The sequence below is a fragment of the Rhodococcus sp. T9N genome, assembly GCF_024436645.1.
GTDB classification, from domain to species: domain Bacteria; phylum Actinomycetota; class Actinomycetes; order Mycobacteriales; family Mycobacteriaceae; genus Rhodococcus_F; species Rhodococcus_F qingshengii.
On record NZ_JAMSKS010000007.1, the window covers coordinates 238,696 to 255,173 of the forward strand.

The 16,478-nt window shown below is 63.5% G+C and carries 16 protein-coding genes and 2 tRNA genes; 7 read left to right on the plus strand and 11 right to left on the minus strand.

Features of this window, described 5'->3' with window-relative positions:
- Nucleotides 1-142: 142 nt before the first annotated feature.
- From M1L53_RS14805 to M1L53_RS14820, 4 genes are all read right to left on the minus strand, one after another.
- Nucleotides 143-1,060, minus strand: coding sequence for an AraC family transcriptional regulator (locus M1L53_RS14805; protein WP_082239025.1), 918 nt, complete (start codon nt 1,058-1,060; stop codon nt 143-145).
- Between the two features lie 46 nt (nt 1,061-1,106).
- Nucleotides 1,107-1,179 (minus strand) — tRNA-Arg (locus M1L53_RS14810).
- 82 nt (nt 1,180-1,261) lie between these two features.
- Nucleotides 1,262-1,353: transfer RNA gene (locus M1L53_RS14815), tRNA-Ser, on the minus strand.
- A gap of 96 nt (nt 1,354-1,449) precedes the next feature.
- Nucleotides 1,450-2,169, minus strand: coding sequence for a dienelactone hydrolase family protein (locus tag M1L53_RS14820; protein WP_003943860.1), 720 nt, complete (start codon nt 2,167-2,169; stop codon nt 1,450-1,452).
- 61 nt (nt 2,170-2,230) lie between these two features.
- Between M1L53_RS14820 and hisC the strand changes: the two genes are divergently transcribed.
- The 3 genes from hisC (at nt 2,231) to M1L53_RS14835 (ending at nt 6,009) form a co-directional block, all read left to right on the plus strand.
- Nucleotides 2,231-3,307 (plus strand): histidinol-phosphate transaminase, encoded by a 1,077-nt coding sequence (gene hisC, locus M1L53_RS14825; protein ID WP_007731684.1) that lies wholly within the window; start codon nt 2,231-2,233, stop codon nt 3,305-3,307.
- A 100-nt stretch (nt 3,308-3,407) separates the two neighbouring features.
- Entirely contained in the window at nt 3,408-5,102 is a 1,695-nt protein-coding gene (locus M1L53_RS14830) for a bifunctional UDP-sugar hydrolase/5'-nucleotidase (RefSeq protein WP_054188635.1), read from the plus strand.
- A 37-nt stretch (nt 5,103-5,139) separates the two neighbouring features.
- On the plus strand, nt 5,140-6,009 hold the full coding sequence (locus M1L53_RS14835; RefSeq protein WP_003943978.1) for an MYG1 family protein: 870 nt from the start codon (nt 5,140-5,142) through the stop codon (nt 6,007-6,009).
- Nucleotides 6,010-6,017: 8 nt separating this feature from the next.
- Here the strand turns inward: M1L53_RS14835 and M1L53_RS14840 are convergent, their stop codons facing one another.
- Nucleotides 6,018-7,028, minus strand: a complete 1,011-nt coding sequence (locus tag M1L53_RS14840; protein ID WP_054188636.1) for an alpha/beta hydrolase family protein — start codon at nt 7,026-7,028, stop codon at nt 6,018-6,020.
- 399 nt (nt 7,029-7,427) lie between these two features.
- Between M1L53_RS14840 and M1L53_RS14845 the strand changes: the two genes are divergently transcribed.
- The 4 genes from M1L53_RS14845 (at nt 7,428) to M1L53_RS14860 (ending at nt 10,541) form a co-directional block, all read left to right on the plus strand.
- Nucleotides 7,428-8,048, plus strand: a complete 621-nt coding sequence (locus M1L53_RS14845; protein ID WP_054188637.1) for a LysE family translocator — start codon at nt 7,428-7,430, stop codon at nt 8,046-8,048.
- A gap of 25 nt (nt 8,049-8,073) precedes the next feature.
- A complete protein-coding gene (locus tag M1L53_RS14850; RefSeq protein WP_054188638.1) occupies nt 8,074-8,478 on the plus strand; it encodes a DUF4259 domain-containing protein in 405 nt (134 codons plus the stop codon).
- A gap of 160 nt (nt 8,479-8,638) precedes the next feature.
- Nucleotides 8,639-9,847, plus strand: coding sequence for an aspartate transaminase (locus tag M1L53_RS14855; RefSeq protein ID WP_007731694.1), 1,209 nt, complete (start codon nt 8,639-8,641; stop codon nt 9,845-9,847).
- A gap of 25 nt (nt 9,848-9,872) precedes the next feature.
- Nucleotides 9,873-10,541, plus strand: coding sequence for a 4-carboxy-4-hydroxy-2-oxoadipate aldolase/oxaloacetate decarboxylase (locus M1L53_RS14860; protein ID WP_007731695.1), 669 nt, complete (start codon nt 9,873-9,875; stop codon nt 10,539-10,541).
- Between the two features lie 59 nt (nt 10,542-10,600).
- Here the strand turns inward: M1L53_RS14860 and M1L53_RS14865 are convergent, their stop codons facing one another.
- From M1L53_RS14865 to M1L53_RS14890, 6 genes are all read right to left on the minus strand, one after another.
- Complete coding sequence (locus M1L53_RS14865; protein ID WP_054188639.1) at nt 10,601-11,644, minus strand: L-idonate 5-dehydrogenase; 1,044 nt, start codon at nt 11,642-11,644, stop codon at nt 10,601-10,603.
- Nucleotides 11,645-11,655: 11 nt separating this feature from the next.
- Nucleotides 11,656-12,411: an SDR family oxidoreductase gene (locus M1L53_RS14870; RefSeq protein WP_007731698.1), complete on the minus strand. Its 756-nt coding sequence runs from the start codon at nt 12,409-12,411 to the stop codon at nt 11,656-11,658.
- 95 nt (nt 12,412-12,506) lie between these two features.
- Nucleotides 12,507-13,841, minus strand: coding sequence for an MFS transporter (locus tag M1L53_RS14875; RefSeq protein ID WP_047271513.1), 1,335 nt, complete (start codon nt 13,839-13,841; stop codon nt 12,507-12,509).
- Nucleotides 13,838-14,911, minus strand: coding sequence for a biotin-dependent carboxyltransferase family protein (locus M1L53_RS14880; protein WP_007731701.1), 1,074 nt, complete (start codon nt 14,909-14,911; stop codon nt 13,838-13,840). Before M1L53_RS14880 ends, M1L53_RS14875 begins: the two co-directional genes overlap by 4 nt.
- Nucleotides 14,904-15,611, minus strand: coding sequence for an allophanate hydrolase subunit 1 (locus tag M1L53_RS14885; protein WP_172403470.1), 708 nt, complete (start codon nt 15,609-15,611; stop codon nt 14,904-14,906). Before M1L53_RS14885 ends, M1L53_RS14880 begins: the two co-directional genes overlap by 8 nt.
- The gene (locus tag M1L53_RS14890) at nt 15,608-16,411 is read right to left on the minus strand and encodes a LamB/YcsF family protein (RefSeq protein WP_007731705.1); all 804 of its coding nucleotides are present in this window, start codon (nt 16,409-16,411) and stop codon (nt 15,608-15,610) included. Before M1L53_RS14890 ends, M1L53_RS14885 begins: the two co-directional genes overlap by 4 nt.
- Nucleotides 16,412-16,478 lie beyond the last annotated feature (67 nt).

The following is a 16,478-nucleotide window of genomic DNA, read 5'->3' on the forward strand; positions in this document are numbered from 1 at the left end:
TCGAGAAGGGGTACGGCCCTCAACCCGGCTCGATAAGGGCACTTAGGTGAGGTTTGCCTAAACCGTATACGGGAGGGCATTGTGGCGCAATCGCGTGTTTGGGACACCCGGTGTAGCGATCGAGTCAGAGCGAGATGACCGATTAGCTAGCCCGAAACATCCCTGGCGTAGCGCCTGTAGTGCGTCGGAATGCCGCCCCGAATGCGCTGGTCGAGTGGTAGCCCACACGCTCGGCAACCTCTTGTAGATCCAAGCCGTGGGCAAGAAGGGTCACCGCTCGTTGGGCGCGCACAGCCGAGACCCACTGCCCGAAACTCATCCCGGTCTCCGACCGAAATACCCGGGTGATGGTTCGCGGGCTGACACCGAGGAGCCTTGCCCAGTCGGACAGCGTTCGCATGTCACTCGGATCGTCACCGATCGCATCGACGATGGGTTGCAGAAGTGGCGAGTCCGGCACCAGCACCAGCAACTCGTTCGGCGACGGTGCCAGCACGTCGATCACCATCTGCTCCGTGAGCGAGCGCGAAGGAGCTCCGAGTGACTCGTCTGCCAGTCGCTCGAGGAGGTTCCGCAGCAGCGGAGTGACCTCGATCGCCACCGGCACGTCGGACAGAGAAGGAACCGATGCGATGTCGAGCTGAGCGGCGCGATACCAGGTGCCGGCCGGCGCGATCGCCGAGTGCAGGACGCCGGCGGGCATCCACAGACCTACGGTCGGCGTAATGGTCCACGTGCGCGATCCCACCGTGGCGCTCGACGCTCCCCGCTCGTTCCACAACAATTCGTGAGTCGGGTGCGAGTGCGCATCCCACCGGGTCTCGCGGGAGACAAGTTCGTCCATGCCCGCAATGACAAAGGGCACCTCGACCGCCCCGGCCGAGTAGACCGGGAGCGTCCGACTGTCGACGGTCTCCAACGGGTTCTCCTCGGTTCGCGTGGCTGCTCCGCAGAAAGCATAGGTCGCGTGGATCGGTTGTCGGTTCCCACGATCGCGAGGATCACCGCCCGAAATCGCCGAGGTGACCTCACACACATTCAAGAATTGCGTATGCACCACAACAAAAAGAAGGTCACAGACCTGAAGTCTGTGACCTTCTTTCTTGTGCGCCCGAAGGGATTCGAACCCCTAACCTCTTGATCCGTAGTCAAGTGCTCTATCCGTTGAGCTACGGGCGCATGTTCTGTTGTCTTGCTGGTCTTGCGTGTCTTACCGTCGTAATTTCTATCATTTCTAACCCGCCGGTCAAAATCACCGGCTTGGCGGAGGCGAGAGGATTTGAACCTCCGGTCCCTCGTAAAAGGGACAACTCATTAGCAGTGAGTCCCATTCGGCCGCTCTGGCACGCCTCCCTGGGGGTTCCGATCCTTTCGGACCGCCGGATCGAAAGATTACACACCCTTCGCCACCAAAGGCAAAACGTGTGGTCAGCGGGCTGTTTTGTGGACTTACCGCAGGTGGCTGTCGAACCAGTCGAAGATCCGGGTCTGAGCTTCGATGATCGAGGCCGAATCAGGGTCGTCGAGGTCAGCGTCCTCGGACAGCTGTGGCGGCTCGTCCGCCCGGTGAGCCAGTCCGGCGTAGCTGACCACCAGTGTCGCGACGTCGGCCTTCGCGGTCGCTTCCCGGAGCAGAGTCACGTGTTCGCGAGGCGTGCTGGGATCGTCCTCGCCGTACAGCGCCAGCCACGGCGCCTGCAGGGAAGTGGCCGCGTCGACAAGCGCCTGAGCATCCACCGACAAGGCTTCGACGATTCCCCGGGCGGCGACGCTCACCGCGGCGCCGACGGGACGGCTGGTGGCCACGAGCATCGCGGCGGTACCGGCGTCGTCGAATCCGAGCACCCCGATGGTGTCTGCGAGAACTTCGCGTCCGACGAGCCAATCGAGGGTCGCGTCGAAGTCGGCGAAGAGGTTGTCACCGAACACCTCACCCTGCATGTGTTCGGGTTCGCGGTGAAACAGGTGAGGTGCGACGCTCACCCACCCTTCGCCGGCAAGCGCGCACATCAGATTCAGCAGAGCCGGGCTGAACTTCCGGGCTTCATGCAGGACGACGATCCCGCCCCGCGTCGGGCCGTCCGGCTCCACCACGGTCAGCGGAACAGCCGTGGCGACCTCCCCTTCGGCTCCGCGCAGATACGCGGTGGCTCGGAAGATTTCCGACATCTTCTAACTCTGACACGCAGACGGCCGCTACGCACCAAATCAGTGCGCGCATAATCGACTCGTGACCGCACACATTCGCCCTGACCTCGCCTCCATCCCCGCCTACGTTCCCGGACGCAATTTTCCGGGTGCGATCAAGCTGGCGAGCAACGAAACGACCGTAGGGCCGTTGCCCGGTGTGCGTGACGCCGTCGCCGACGCGGTCGCCAATGCCAACCGCTACCCGGACAATGCCGCGGTCGCACTCATCGAGGCGCTGGCCAGCTTCCTGAAAGTCGAGCCGGCCAACGTCGCCGCTGGTTGTGGCTCCGTGACGCTGTGCCAGGAACTCGTGCAGATCACCTGCGATCAGGGTGACGAGGTCATCTACGCGTGGCGTTCGTTCGAGGCGTACCCCGTGGTCACCCAGGTCGGCCATGCCGTCTCGGTCAAGGTTCCGCTGACCGAGGACTTCGGCCACGACCTCGACGCGATGCTGGCCGCGATCACGGATCGCACGCGGTTGATCTTCGTATGCAACCCCAACAACCCGACCGGCAATGCACTGTCGAAGGCAGAGCTCGAGAGCTTTCTCGACGCGGTCCCGGCGCACGTCGTCGTCGCACTCGACGAGGCGTACTTCGAATACTCACGCTCGGACGCCGACGGCATCGAGCTGTTCCGCAGCCGCCCCAACGTGGTTGTTCTGCGCACCTTCTCGAAGGCGTACGGCCTCGCGGGAATCCGCGTGGGTTACGCGGTCGCGGATCCGGAGATCATCGTGGCCCTCGGCAAGGTGCACACCCCGTTCACCGTGAGCGCTGTCGCGCAGGCCGCCGCAATCGCTTCCCTGGCTGCAGCAGACGAACTGCTTGCCCGCACCGAAGGTGTCATCGCCGAGCGGACGCGAGTTCGAACCGCTCTGATCGAAGCCGGGTACACCGTCCCCGAGTCGTCGGCGAACTTCGTCTATCTCCCCCTCGGAGAGCTCTCTCCCGCTTTTGCCGAGGCGAGTACCGAAGCGGGCATTCTGATCCGCCAGTACGGCGTCGAGGGCGTCCGGATGACCATCGGCGATCCACACGAGAACGACGCATTCCTCGCTTTCGCGAACACCGACGTCGCGAAGCAGGCCGCGGGCATCGGCGTCACCGCGTGACACTCGATACATAACTGTTACGCCGGGGACTGGAATTCGTTTCGGCAGACGGGCACACTCAGGGAGGTTCGAGGCCGGTCCGAGTGAGGGAGCACGACGCATGACGCGACGCATGACACGAACGTGTGCCGTGCTCGCAACGACCCTTCTCGCCACCACCGCGACCTCCCTGAGTGGCGTCGCCAACGCAGAGTCCCAGGACACGGTGTCGGTTCGTCTGTTGGCGTTCAACGATCTGCACGGCAGTCTCCGCCCGCCGGAAGGTGTTCGCAGCGAGATCAGGCAGGCCGACGGCTCGCTCACTCCCGCAGGTGGCGCGGCGTATCTCGCTGCTTACGTGACGCAACTTCGCAGCCAAGCCACCAACTCGCTGCTGTATTCGGTCGGTGACAACTGGGGATCGTCGGCGCTCGAGTCGGCGATGTTCAACGACGAACCGACGGTCGAACTCCTGAACCGGATGAAGATCGACGCTTCCGCGATCGGCAACCACGAACTGGACAAGGGACTCGCCGAGTTCCGTCGCATGCAGTCCGGCGGTTGCTCCGCCGTCGATGCGTGCACGTTCAGTCCGTCCTTCGGCGGCGCCAACTTCCCGCTGATGGCCGCGAACATGACGTACACCAACGGCACCCCGGCCACGCTGCCCTTCACCGTGAACATGGTCGACGGCATTCCGCTCGGAGTCATCGCGATATCCCCCGCCAACACGTCGCAGATCGTGACACCAGGCGGAATCGCCGATCTGCAGTTCGGCGACGAGGTCGAAGCGATCAACCGCACCGCCGACGTCCTCGACTTCTTCGGCGTCAAAGCCATCACCGTCCTCCTGCACCGTGGGGACGAACCGGCCGTCGAAGGTGGGCCCAACGACTGCAACGTCGAGTCCGGGCCGGCCCGCGACATCGCCCTTCGTGCGTCACCGAAGGTGGACGTCATCTTCACCGCCGACAGCCACCAGCAGTACAACTGCGAATTCCCTGATCCCGCAGGCAATCCCAGAGTCGTGATGCAGGGCGCTTCGCACGGCCGGATCGTGTCCGTCGCAGACGTCACCATCGATCGCAACACACGCGAGGTCGTTCGCGATCAGACGTCCGCGTTCAATCAGATAGTGACACACGATATTTCGCCGGATCCCGATATTCAGGCTCTCGCCGACCGGGCCTGGTCGGAGGCGTCGGACAGCGCTCAGCGGCCGGTGGGGACCATTACCGCCGATCTGACACGCGACCGCGTCCCCAGCGGCGAATCGACACTCGGCAACCTGGTCGCCGACGCTCAACTCGCCGCCGGATCGACACGAGGCGCCCAACTAGCGTTGACGAACCCCGGCGGCATGCGCGAGGACTTGGACTTCGGCACTTCCGGCCAGGTCACCTACCGCCAGGCCTACGGTGTTCAGCCATTCGGTAACAGCCTCGAGGTGCTCTCCGTCACAGGAGCGGTGTTGAAGGACGCTCTCGAACAGCAATTCCAGATCGACCTCGACGGCACCGCTACCGAGCGCATCCTCTCCCCGTCCGCGGGCTTCACCTACGCCATGGACCGGCGAGCAGCGCCGGGTAAGCGGATCTCGGAAATGCGCCTGAACGGGCAGGACATCGCGCCCGACGCCGTCTACAGCGTCGTGGTGAACAAGTTCCTCGCCGAGGGCGGGGACGGCTTCACCGCACTGAAGAACTCCACCCAGATGACCGGTGCGGGCAACGACCTCGACGCCTTGACCGCCCTGTTCGCAGCCGGGTCGCCGGTCTCGCCACCTGCCACCGACCGCATCCGCACCATCGGCTGACTAGGCATCCCCGCGCTCGATTGCCTAGTCTCGACGGGTGATCATCGCGACCCATAACGGCAAGTTCCATGCAGACGACGTCTTCGGCGTATCGCTGCTCAAGCAGCTGTACCCCGACGCCACCGTCGTTCGCAGCCGTGACGAGTCCGTCCTCGACAGCGCGGACATCGTGCTCGACGTCGGCGGTCGCTACAACCCTGCCGAGGGGCGCTTCGACCATCACCAGCGTGATGCCGGCGAGCGCAGCAACGGCATCCTGTACTCCGCCTTCGGTCTGCTCTGGCAGGAATACGGCCTGCAGTTCTGTGAAGGCGACGCCTCCGTGTTCCGCCGTATCGACAGCCGACTGGTCGAGGGCATCGACGCCGTCGACAACGGCCAAGAGATCTACACCCTCAACGACTACGGCACCAAGCCTTTTGATCTGTCGTCCGTGCTGGACCTTTTCAATCCGATCTCGTCCACCGACGAGGAGTTCGACACCCAGTTCGAGCTGGCCGTCGTTCTCGCAACCCAGGTCTTGATTCGCCTGCGCGCCAAGTACGCCGGCGACGCGGCCGCCGAGCGCGAGTTCACCGAGACCTACGAAAAAGCAACGGATCCGCGCTTCGTCGTCCTGGAACGCTTCGTTCCCCACGGCCGCGCCGCGTCGGCCCAGCCGGAGCTGCTGTTCACCATCTTCCCGAACACCAACGGCGGCTGGTCGATTCAGACGGTCAAGCCTGCTGACTCCAAGTTCGGTTCACGAAAGCTGTTGCCGGAGCCGTGGCGCGGCCTGAACGGCTCGGATCTTGCCGCCCAGACGGGCGTCGACAGTTCGGTCTTCTGCCACAAGGCCGGGTTCATCGCGGCTGCGCAGACCCGTGACGGCGCCCTCCAATTGCTCGAACTGGCACTGGCCGAGTAGTTCTCAGCTCACATTCCCAGCGCCGTCTTCACCGTCGGCCAGGAATCGTGAAGCGCGTCTTGCCAGTACGGCCACGAATGGGTGCCGTCGTTCCGATACGCGAACACTGCGGGAATCGACAACTCCCCCAACCTCGCTTCGAACAGTTGTGTGCACGTATTAGCGAGCGCCTCGAGCGGTCCGCCTTCGATGGCAGTCTGCAGTCCACTCGGGGTGAAGACGTTGTCGTATTCTCCGGGCGCACCTGTACCGGAGGACACGTAGATCGTCTTCCCACGCAGCGTTTCCGCGTTGGTGGACGGGTCGTGCTTTTGCCAGTCGGGGTCCGACGCCGGGCCCCACATGTTGGTCGCGTCGCCCGCCTTGCTGGCCACGGTGAGCCGTACGGAGTCCTGCGAGGACGATTCGGAGTTGTCGAGACAGCCACTGTACGAGGCCAATCCGGTGTAGAGCTTCGGGTGATGTGTGATGAGGTTGGCCGCGCCGAGCGCACCCATGGACACCCCGCCGACCACGTTCGTCCCATTTCCGGAAAACGCAGAATCGATCAACGCCGGAAGTTCTTCTGCGAGAAACGATTCCCACTTGTTCACACCGAGGTTCGGATCGTCGTTCTTCCAGTTGGTGTAGAAACTGCCGGTGCCGCCCACGGGGAGAACGACGTTGACGTTCTTGTCAGCGAAAAACGTTTCGATGTCGGTCTTCTGGGTCCAGGTGCTCTCGGAGTATCCGGATTCCGAACCGGCACTGACTCCGTCGAGTAGATAGAAGGACGGACGTGAACCGGCGCTCGACGCTGGATGCAGAACCTGCACTTGTACCTCGCGTCGCATGGCCGGCGACTCGACGAACACGGCACTGCGTGTGGGCGACAACTGCTCTATGCGATTGATGTGAGCCCCGGCCTGACCGGCCGAATCTCCTGGTGGGTTTTCAGGTGCCGGTTCGGCATACGCCACTCCGCCCACGACAAGCGCGAGCACGACCAACACAATCCCGACAAACCCAAATCTCCGCATCCGTCAAGCGCCCCCTGAGCATCGCACGACTACCGCTGACCCTCGATTGGACAGGACGAACGTCCCGGGGTCAACCCACTGGTTGGGATTTATTACTCGCGGGTATCCAATGGAGTTGGACAGTTCTCCACCGATGCACACACAGGTGTGGATAACTTCATTCACATCCGCTTCCCAGTTGTGCATAACCTGTGGACAAAAGGATGAATTACAACATAGTTATTCCTTCTACCTGCAACGATTCGTTTCCCCACAGTGTGCATAACTTTGTCGAACAGGGCTCGCGAGACGCCGGTTTCCGGGCGTGTCCATGCAGTTCACACCGCCGCGCCACTCTTTGTTCACAGGCCCGACACCACCGGCCGACAATGCTCCCCACCCCGACTTCATACTTGTTGCATGCTGACCGCTCTGCTCGCCGCCACAGCTGTGCTCGCCCTACTGACTCTGGTCCCCGGGCCCGACATGGCCGTCGTGACGCAGGCTGCTCTCGGCGCGGGCAGATCTGCCGGTTTCCGGGTAGCGGCCGGCATCGTCTCGGGCCTTCTGGTGTGGGGTCTGTTGACCGTCCTCGGGCTGTCGGCGATCCTGGCCGCGTCGGCGGAGGCGTACACCGTCGTCAAGCTCGCCGGCGCGGCTTACCTGATCTATCTCGGTGTGCGAGCACTGTGGGAGAGCCGGACGTCGCGGATGCAACACAATGCCGACGCTTCACGATCGCAGAAGGCCGGGACATGGAAGACGGGCTTCACCACCAACCTGCTCAACCCCAAGATCGCCGTCTTCTACACCGGACTGTTGCCGCAGTTGGTTCCGGCCGGGTGGCCGACGGGACCGTCGCTTGCATTGCTGGTGCTCATCCACGCAGCCATCACCATCGTGTGGCTCAGTGGCTACGTGGTCCTTCTCTCGCGAGCGCGTAGCACCTTCGAGAAGCCCCGAGTGCAACAGGCACTCGAGCGCATAACCGGAACAGTTCTTCTAGGATTCGGAGCGAAGATCGCGCTCGAAGCGCGCTGAGACGGCAATCGGAAAAGAGTAGACAGTGGGCGCGTGGGGATCGGGACCGTTCGAGAACGACGGTGCAGGGGATTTGATCGCGTCCATCGGACACGGTGACTTCACCTTCGAATCGGTGGAGTGGGCATTCGAGGACGACTGCCTAGAGGTGGACGGCGGCCAAATCGCCGTCGCCTTGCTCGAATTGGTGCTGATCGTGCGCGCCGATCGCAAACGCGACCCCGCCGCCCAAGACCTCGATCTCGACTCCTTCACCGCGGCTCTGACCAGTGAACGGCTCACCTGGCTGATCGAAATGGTGGAGCGCACCATCGCATCGACCGATTCGGAACTGTTCGAGCTGTGGGACGAGCAGGGACCGGAAGAGCTTGCGTCGTGGCGCGTTCCCGTCGTGGACGGTCTCGAGGATCTGCGCGTTCTGTCGGTCTGATTCCGTCGCCGCTCCATCACGTTTGCTTATCGGGCCACAACGGTTCGGTCTTGGTCAGATGCCCTGGTAGGACCCTATGGTCGAACGGATCACCGAGTGAGAACTGTGGCTCGTCGACGACGGGAATCCACGCTCACCCCGGACCCAGGAGCAGACCATCATGGCGACTTTCGTTCCGGCTGCGCGCGTCGACAGAATCAGGGAGTCGCCGAGTGTGGCTGCCGCACAACGAGTGCGCGAGCTGAAGGCCCAGGGCCGTGAAATACTCGACCTGACCGTCGGGGAGCCCGATTTCGACACACCCGACAACATCAAGTCTGCGGCGATCACTGCGATCAACACGGGTCAGACCAAGTACACCGCAGTCAACGGCATCCCGGCTCTACGCGAGGCAATCGCAGCACGCGCGGCTTCGCGAACCGGAATCCAGTACGCGGACAACCAGATCACCGTCGGCGGCGGCGCGAAACAGGTCATCTTCCTCGCTCTCATGGCGACGGTCGAAGCCGGCGTCGAGGTTATCGTTCCCGCCCCTTACTGGGTTTCGTACCCGGATATGGTCCTCGCTCACGACGGAACTCCGGTGATCGTTCAGTGCGAGGAGTCCGACAACTTTCTTCTCACAGCCGAAGCACTATCCGCTGCAATCACTTCGAACACCAAGTGGGTCATCCTCAATGCCCCGGGCAACCCCACCGGATCTGTGTACACCCGCGAGCAGCTGCAGGCCCTCGCCGAAGTGATCGAGGCCAATCCCCATGTCAGTGTGTTGGTCGACGAGATCTACGACGAGATCAACTTCGGCGACGCTCCGATCCCGAGTCTGCTGCAGGTCGCTCCGCACCTCCGTGATCAGGTACTGGTCACCAACGGAGTCTCCAAGTCTCATGCCATGACCGGGTGGCGACTCGGATACGGACTCGGAAATTCCGGATTGATCGGCGCCGTCAACAAACTGCAGGGTCAGAGTTCTTCCTGCCCGTCCTCGATCAGCCAGGCCGCAGCCGTGGAAGCCCTCACCGGCGACCAGAGTTTCCTCACCGAATCCGTACGAAGTTACCGACGACGACGCGACCTCTCGGCTCACCTCCTCAGTGTTGTCCCCGGGCTCGAGCCCGTCGTGCCGCAGGGTGCGTTCTACCTGTTCGTCAACTGTGCCGGCTTGATCGGCAAGCAGACCCCGGATGGCACCGTGATCGAGTCCGACCAGGATCTCGTCCTCTATCTCCTCGACGAGGCGTCGGTTGCCACCATTCAGGGTTCGGCTTACGGCGCATCGCCGTACTTCCGTATCTCCTTCGCCACCTCCGAGGCCGTCCTCGAAAAGGCCGCGGCACAGATCGCCGCGGCAGTCGAACGCCTTTCCTGATCTTTCATACTTTCTGGAGTACAAGATGATTCACGTCAAGACGAAAATTGATCGCGCGGACAAGGACCTGATTGCCGAACTGGGGACGTTCTCCGCGGCCACGATTCACGAGGCACAGGGACGTAAGGGCTCGCTGCATCCGGCGATCAAGCCGATCGACCGCGACATGAAGTTCTGCGGCTCCGCTTTCACAGTCAAGTGCCATCCCCGCGACAACCTCATGCTGCAGGTTGCGATCAGCTACGCACAGCCGGGTGACGTCCTGATCGTCTCTTCAGGTGATCAAGCCGCCGGCCAGTTCGGCGATGTTCTGGCCAATGCCTGTGTTGCGCGCGGCATTACCGCACTGGTCACCGACGGCGGAGTGCGCGATACCCGGGAGATCCGCGAACTCGGATTCCCCGTCTTCTCCAAGCACGTGTACATCGAGGGAACCGTCAAGGAATCTCTCGGCCCGATCAACCATCCCCTGGTCTTCGGAGAACAGGTCATTTATCCCGGTGACGTCGTCAAGGGTGACTGCGACGGCGTTGTCGTGGTCCGCCGCGAGGAGGTTGCCGAGGCAATCGAACTCTCGCGTGCCCGTGACGAAGCCGAAGCCGGGTACATCGAGCGTTACAAGCGGGGAGAGACCCCACTCGAGGTGAGCAATCTGACTGCTCTGCTGGAAGCCAAGGGCCTGGTGGTCGAATAACCTGCTGTGCGCCTTTATTAACCGCCCGCGGTTAATAAAGGCGCACAGGGTCGAAGGACTCAGAACCGCAACAGCACCTTCCCCGACACCGAAGCATCCTTGGCGACTGCGAAGGCTTCCAGAGCTTCCTCGACCGGATATTCGTGTGTGAGAACAGCATCGACAGCAAGCGAACCGTCGGCGAGGGCGAGCAGCACCTCGTCGATTTCGTCGTTGAAGCGGAATGAGCCCACCAACTCCAACTCTCGCGTGATCGCCAGCGAAATGTGTACCGGTTGAGGTCCGGACGGAAGAAGCCCGAGCATGACCACCCGTCCACCGCGCGTCGCCCCGCGAATAGCGGATTCGAGCCCGCGATGATTGCCGGTGCACTCGACGACCACGTCGGCATCGGATGCGGCGACTGCCTGGGCGTCGGTGGCCTCGAGAACCCGATCCGCACCGAGCGTCGACGCGATCTGCAGCGGAACGTCGTGCACGTCGACCGCGGTGATCGACTGCGCGCCTGCTCGTCTGAGCACAGCCACGACCAGTGCGCCGATGGGTCCGCAGCCGACGACCAGCGCCTTCTTACCGCGTACGTCTCCCGCTCGCGAAACAGCGTGCCAGGCAACGCTTGCCGGTTCGGCTACCGACGCAGTCCGCAGGTCCAACCCCTCGGGCAGTTCCCGGAGCATGCGCGTCGGGAGCACTGCGTATTTCACGAAGGCGCCCTCGGTGTGTGGGTACTGCGCTGCACTTCCCAGGTATGTGCAGCAGGGCGAGAGGTTGGGCCGATCGCTCGGGAACCGAGGCGCGGTCCCACCGGGCGTTGCGGGGTGTACGGCCACGGAAGTTCCAACTGCCGGCCCCGTTCCGTCCGCCGCGGCCGTCACGACCGTGCCGACCACCTCGTGACCGAGCAGCATCGGCGCCTTCAGAATCGACTCCCCCGCCGCGCCGTGCGTCCAGTAGTGCAGATCTGATCCACACACACCGCCGTAAGCGATCTCGATCACTGCCTGCTCGGCGGTCGGCGCAGTCAACGCAACATGCTCGACCCGCAGGTCACCTGCCGCATGGGCCACCACTCCGAGCGTCGTTTCCGGTAGTACAAAACTCATGATGCGCTCTCTCAGTCGTTGCGACGGATGAAGTCGAGGCCACCGGGCACCTGGAAGGTGGGGAGCACCTCGATGAGACCAAGATTGACGTGACCAGGGGCGTCGATCGCGAACTCGATGGTATCCGCGATGTCCTTGGTAGTGATGGATTCGTAGCCTTCGTAGAAGGTCTCCCACGCTTCCTTCATGGCTTCGGGCGTGCCGCCGAGGTTGCGACCGAAGATCTCGGTCTCGACCCGGCCGGGGCAGATCTCGGTCACTCGAATCCGCTTGCCGATGCAGTCGTTTCGCAGCTGTCGCGAAATCTGGTGCACCGCAGCCTTGGTCGCGTGGTAGGCAGTGTGGCCGTAGAAGTTGTACAGGCCGGCGATGGAGCTGATGTTGACGACATGACCTAGATCGCGCTCCACCATTCCCGGCAGCAGAATGCGGCACAGGTGCAGCACCGCACGAAGATTCACGTCCACCATCGCGTCGACCGATGCTTCTTCGGCGTCGAGAATGTTTCCGGTTGCGGACACCCCCGCGTTGTTGACGAGGATGTCGATCTCCAGTCCGCCGACAGCTTCGGCGAGCGCGGCGGTGTCGGTGATGTCCACGGGCAGAGGGATCATTCCGGTGCGATCGGCAACCTCACCGAGCTTGTCGGCATTGCGTGCGACGCCGTAGACCGTCAGTCCGCGCTTGGTGAACATCTCGGTGACGGCGGCACCCATTCCGGTGTTGGCGCCGGTGACGAGAGCTGTGCGGTAATCGGAGAAAGGCATTGTGTGCTCCTACAGGAAGAAATTGGTATGACCCGGCGGCCGCCGCGGACTGCAGGCGGCCACCGGGCCGGATCAGGAGTGACTCACGCGAGAAGTCACAGAGTGTCGCGTAGCGGAACGTGGGCGCGATCGGTGATGGTGCTGACCGCGATCAGCGTGCCGATTGCAGTGATGACCGCGTAGAAGGCGGGAACGTAGATACCGAATTCGGGGATCAACCAGGTCATCAACAACGGTGCGGTACCACCGAAGAGTGCGGACGAGATGTTGTAACCCAAACCGTAGGCGGAGTAGCGAACCCGCGTGGGGAACAGTTCGACGATCAGGATGTGGATGACGGCTGTGTGCCCGGCGAAGATCACTGCCATGAGGCAGGCACCGAGAACGGCGAGGCCGACGTTGCCGGTCACGATCATGGCATAGCAGGGGATCGCTCCGATCGCCATTGCCGCAGCTGCACCGGCGATGACCTTCTTGCGACCGATCCGGTCGGAGAGAGCACCCATGAACGGAATCGCGAAGCAGATCGCGACCAGGCTGGAGGCGGTGACGAGAAGCGCTGTCCCGGTCGAGAATCCGATCTGATCGCCTTTGAGGAACGTGGGCATGTACGAGAACAGAACGTAGTAGCCGGAACCATTCATCAGGGGAATGAACAGGGCGAGGATCATGGCGCGACGGTGCTCGGGAGTGGAGAATGCTTCCTTGAGCGGATTGCGCGACAAACCGCCGGATTCCTTGAGCCGCTCGAAGTTCGGGGTATCGGAGATCGCGCGGCGGATGTACCAGCCGATGATTCCCATCGGAATGGCCATGAGGAACGGGATGCGCCACGCCCACGATGCGAGTCCGCCGCCGTTGATCGCGTCGGCGTTGAGCCACGGCGACATGGCAAACGCGATCATCGTTCCGGTCAGCAGTGCGAGGAACGACGCGATCTGCGCGTAGCTCGTGATCAAGCCGCGCTTGCCTTCCGGGGCGTGTTCGGCGAGGAACGTCATGGCGCCGGCAGCTTCACCACCGACGGAGAATCCCTGCACGATCCGCAGAAAGATCAGCAGTGCCGGTGCCGCGATACCGATGGCCGCGTAGGTGGGCAGCAAGCCGATACCGGCGGTCGCCACGCTGATCAGCATGATGACGAACACCAACATCTTCTGTCGACCGATCCGGTCGCCGAGGATGCCGCAGACCACCGCGCCGAGGGGCCGAACGAAGAACGAGACCGCGTAGCCGGCGAACACCAGCATCAGCGCGTCGCTCGACTTCGATACGTCGAAGAACACGATGGCCAGTGCCGTCGCCATGAACGCGAAGACACCGTTGTCGTAGAGCTCGACGAAGATGCCGACGCAGCCCGCTGCGACGACTTTCCGGACCTTGCGCGGGTCGGCTACCTGGCCGTCTACCGCTTCGATGGTGTTGGTCATGCTGTCTCCAAAATAGACGCGCGGCGCGGAGCGCTCGCGGGGCGTGTGGTGCCGACGTGGCTCGGTACTCGGGCTTCCGAGGTGTGAAGAGGTATCCGGAGGGTGGTGAATACGTTCTCCACACGCCGCCTCAGCAAGGCGATGCGGTGCTGCTGTTCGCGGTGCTCTGCAACCGCCGTTGCGACGCTGCAGTTCCGGAATCGGACGCGGTGCCCGGGTCGGGCCTGTCCCAGCTGTGAGAGTGAAACGGTGGTGACGACTGCCAGCACCGGATAACCGGCGGTGACGCCTCTACCTCGATGCAGGACCAGAAGTTCGTTGCCAGCGGGTACTTCGACGGCACCGATGGGGACGCCGCGCGAGAGGACCTCGCCGGTGCCGGTGCGCTGTGGGAGCGGCTGCTCATCGGTAGATGCCAGCCGAAGCCCGATGTGATTGCTCTGATCGCCCACCACGAATTCGGTGCCGAACAGCGCGGCTGCACTCTCCCCGAAGTCGTCGATGTCGGGGCCGTCGGTCACGTCGAGCGTCCACACGTTGCCGAAGGACGGTCGGTCGGGCAACAACCGGAACAGCGGTAGCCGGAAGACCGGGTGGTCGATCGGCGGGCAGTCGGTGTCGACGACCAGCGTCTCCCCCGCGGTCAAGTGACGGCCGAATCCGAGGACCTGGTCGGGAGCGCAGCTGCCCAGGAGGTAGTCGGCCGTCAGCTCTCCGTGGACGGCGACGTAGACGCGCAATCCGTCGTGGATTCCGGTGACGGCAAGCCGCTGACCGGCTCGCCAGACGATCGGTTCCCACTGCGGTTGCCGATGTCCGTCCACCGTCACCGTTGCGGGTGCACCCGTGACGGCGATCAGCAGATCCGTGGACGCCGACGCTGAAAAGTCGAGGGCCGTCAACTCCAGTAGCGGGGCCTCGCGCCTACTACCCACCAACGCGTTGGCGATCTCCGCGCTGATCTGGTCGGCTGCGCCGCCCGTCGCCTGACCGAACTGTGACGCCGATCCACGCCCCAAATCCTGGACGGAGCTGATTCCGGGAGTCAGGACGGTGACGGTCTCAGCCATGGGGATCACCCCCTACGGGCAGGAGCGAGCGTCCGTCGAAGTCGTCCCAGCGATCGGCGTCGATCGCACGGAAGACGAACAGATCGCCCGGGCGGTAGGCAGAAATCTGCTCCGACGCCGGATCGACCAAGATGAGCGGGGTCCGGCCGATCACTGCCCAACCGCCGGGCGCAGGCCTGGCCGAAACGACTGCCTGACGTCCGGCCACCGCAACGGAACCGGCCGCGACGTGCGGTCGCGGGCTCGATCGGCGCGGGATGGGAAGGCCGAACGCCGGGCCGTCGAGCATCGGGGCGCCGCCGGGTGAGCCGTAGCAACGCATGACCAACGGGGCTGCGGAGTGAAGGCGCACCACTTCGGCTTCGGTGACGCCGAGAAACCGCGCTGTATCACCCAGGTCCGGGCCGTGTTCGCCCCCGTAGACGACGGGGATCTCGAACGTCCTAGGTTCACCTTCCAGCGGTCGGGGGATAGTCGTTGCTTCGCGAACCAGGCCGCGGACGGCGTCGTGGTCGGTGAGGAGGTTGTCGAACTCGACCAGCAGGGCGTCGTATGTCGGGATGACGCTGACGATGCCGTCGGCACCGAGATCGAAACGTGCAGCGATCGATCGAACGGTGTTCCAGTTCTGCTCGGCGGTCCCGCCGCTGACACTGACGCGAACGGCGGCGTCACCGCAGTCGGCGACGTAGGTCTTCACGCGGAACACCCGACATCACGGGCCCGCCGTGACGCCACGACCCGGGTCAGCGGCGCAATGGTGACACCGGCGGCCTCGAGCGCGGCGCGAATCGCCTTCGCGTTCGCGACGGCACCGGGGTTGTCACCGTGCACGAGGACCGTATCGGCGACAACCGGGATCAACGTGCCGTCCACAGCTTCGACGACTTCCTCGACCACCATCCGAACGGTCCGCTCGACCAGAACGTCGACGTCGTGAATCACCGCTCCCGGCTCGCTGCGGGGCACGAGAGTTCCGTCGGAGTTGTATGCGCGATCCGCGATTCCGACGATGCCGACGCTCAATCCGCGGGCAGTCGCCTCGTCGGCCAACGCCCCGTCCTGGGCGAGCACGATCAACGACGGATCGAAGGCCGCGACCGCATCGACGACGGCGCGCGCGTAATCCTGGCGTACGGCAACAAGATTCCCGAGCTTGCCGTGGGGAGCGATGTGCGACAACGACGTTCCGCTCGCGACCGCAAAGGCGTGAAGGGCGCCGAGTTGGAACAGCACGTCGGTTCGGACCTCGTTCTCACTGAGATCCATCGCGCGACGTCCGAATCCGGCGAGGTCCGGAAAACTCGGATGCGCGCCGATGCCGATACCGCGCGATACGCACCCCCGCACGGTCGCATCCATGGTTCGTGGATCGCCTGCATGGAATCCGCAAGCGATGTTGGCCGAAGTCAGCGTGTCGAGCAGAGCATCGTCGGCGCCCATGGTCCACGTGCCGAAACCTTCGCCGAGATCGGCGACAAGATCGATGCTGGTTGCCATTTCGGTCCTTCCGGTTCGTTTACTTGTTCGTACGGGCGCCGTTGCCCGTGGTTGGTCCGACTGTCGA

Coding starts and splice junctions, on each gene's coding strand:
- M1L53_RS14820 (WP_003943860.1), bottom strand. CDS start 2,169: ATGTCGGAAATCTTCCGAGCCACCGCGTATCTGCGCGGAGCCGAAGGG.
- M1L53_RS14830 (WP_054188635.1), top strand. CDS start 3,408: ATGACGCGACGCATGACACGAACGTGTGCCGTGCTCGCAACGACCCTT.
- M1L53_RS14840 (WP_054188636.1), bottom strand. CDS start 7,028: ATGCGGAGATTTGGGTTTGTCGGGATTGTGTTGGTCGTGCTCGCGCTT.
- M1L53_RS14845 (WP_054188637.1), top strand. CDS start 7,428: ATGCTGACCGCTCTGCTCGCCGCCACAGCTGTGCTCGCCCTACTGACT.
- M1L53_RS14855 (WP_007731694.1), top strand. CDS start 8,639: ATGGCGACTTTCGTTCCGGCTGCGCGCGTCGACAGAATCAGGGAGTCG.
- M1L53_RS14860 (WP_007731695.1), top strand. CDS start 9,873: ATGATTCACGTCAAGACGAAAATTGATCGCGCGGACAAGGACCTGATT.
- M1L53_RS14865 (WP_054188639.1), bottom strand. CDS start 11,644: ATGAGTTTTGTACTACCGGAAACGACGCTCGGAGTGGTGGCCCATGCG.
- M1L53_RS14870 (WP_007731698.1), bottom strand. CDS start 12,411: ATGCCTTTCTCCGATTACCGCACAGCTCTCGTCACCGGCGCCAACACC.
- M1L53_RS14875 (WP_047271513.1), bottom strand. CDS start 13,841: ATGACCAACACCATCGAAGCGGTAGACGGCCAGGTAGCCGACCCGCGC.
- M1L53_RS14880 (WP_007731701.1), bottom strand. CDS start 14,911: ATGGCTGAGACCGTCACCGTCCTGACTCCCGGAATCAGCTCCGTCCAG.
- M1L53_RS14890 (WP_007731705.1), bottom strand. CDS start 16,411: ATGGCAACCAGCATCGATCTTGTCGCCGATCTCGGCGAAGGTTTCGGC.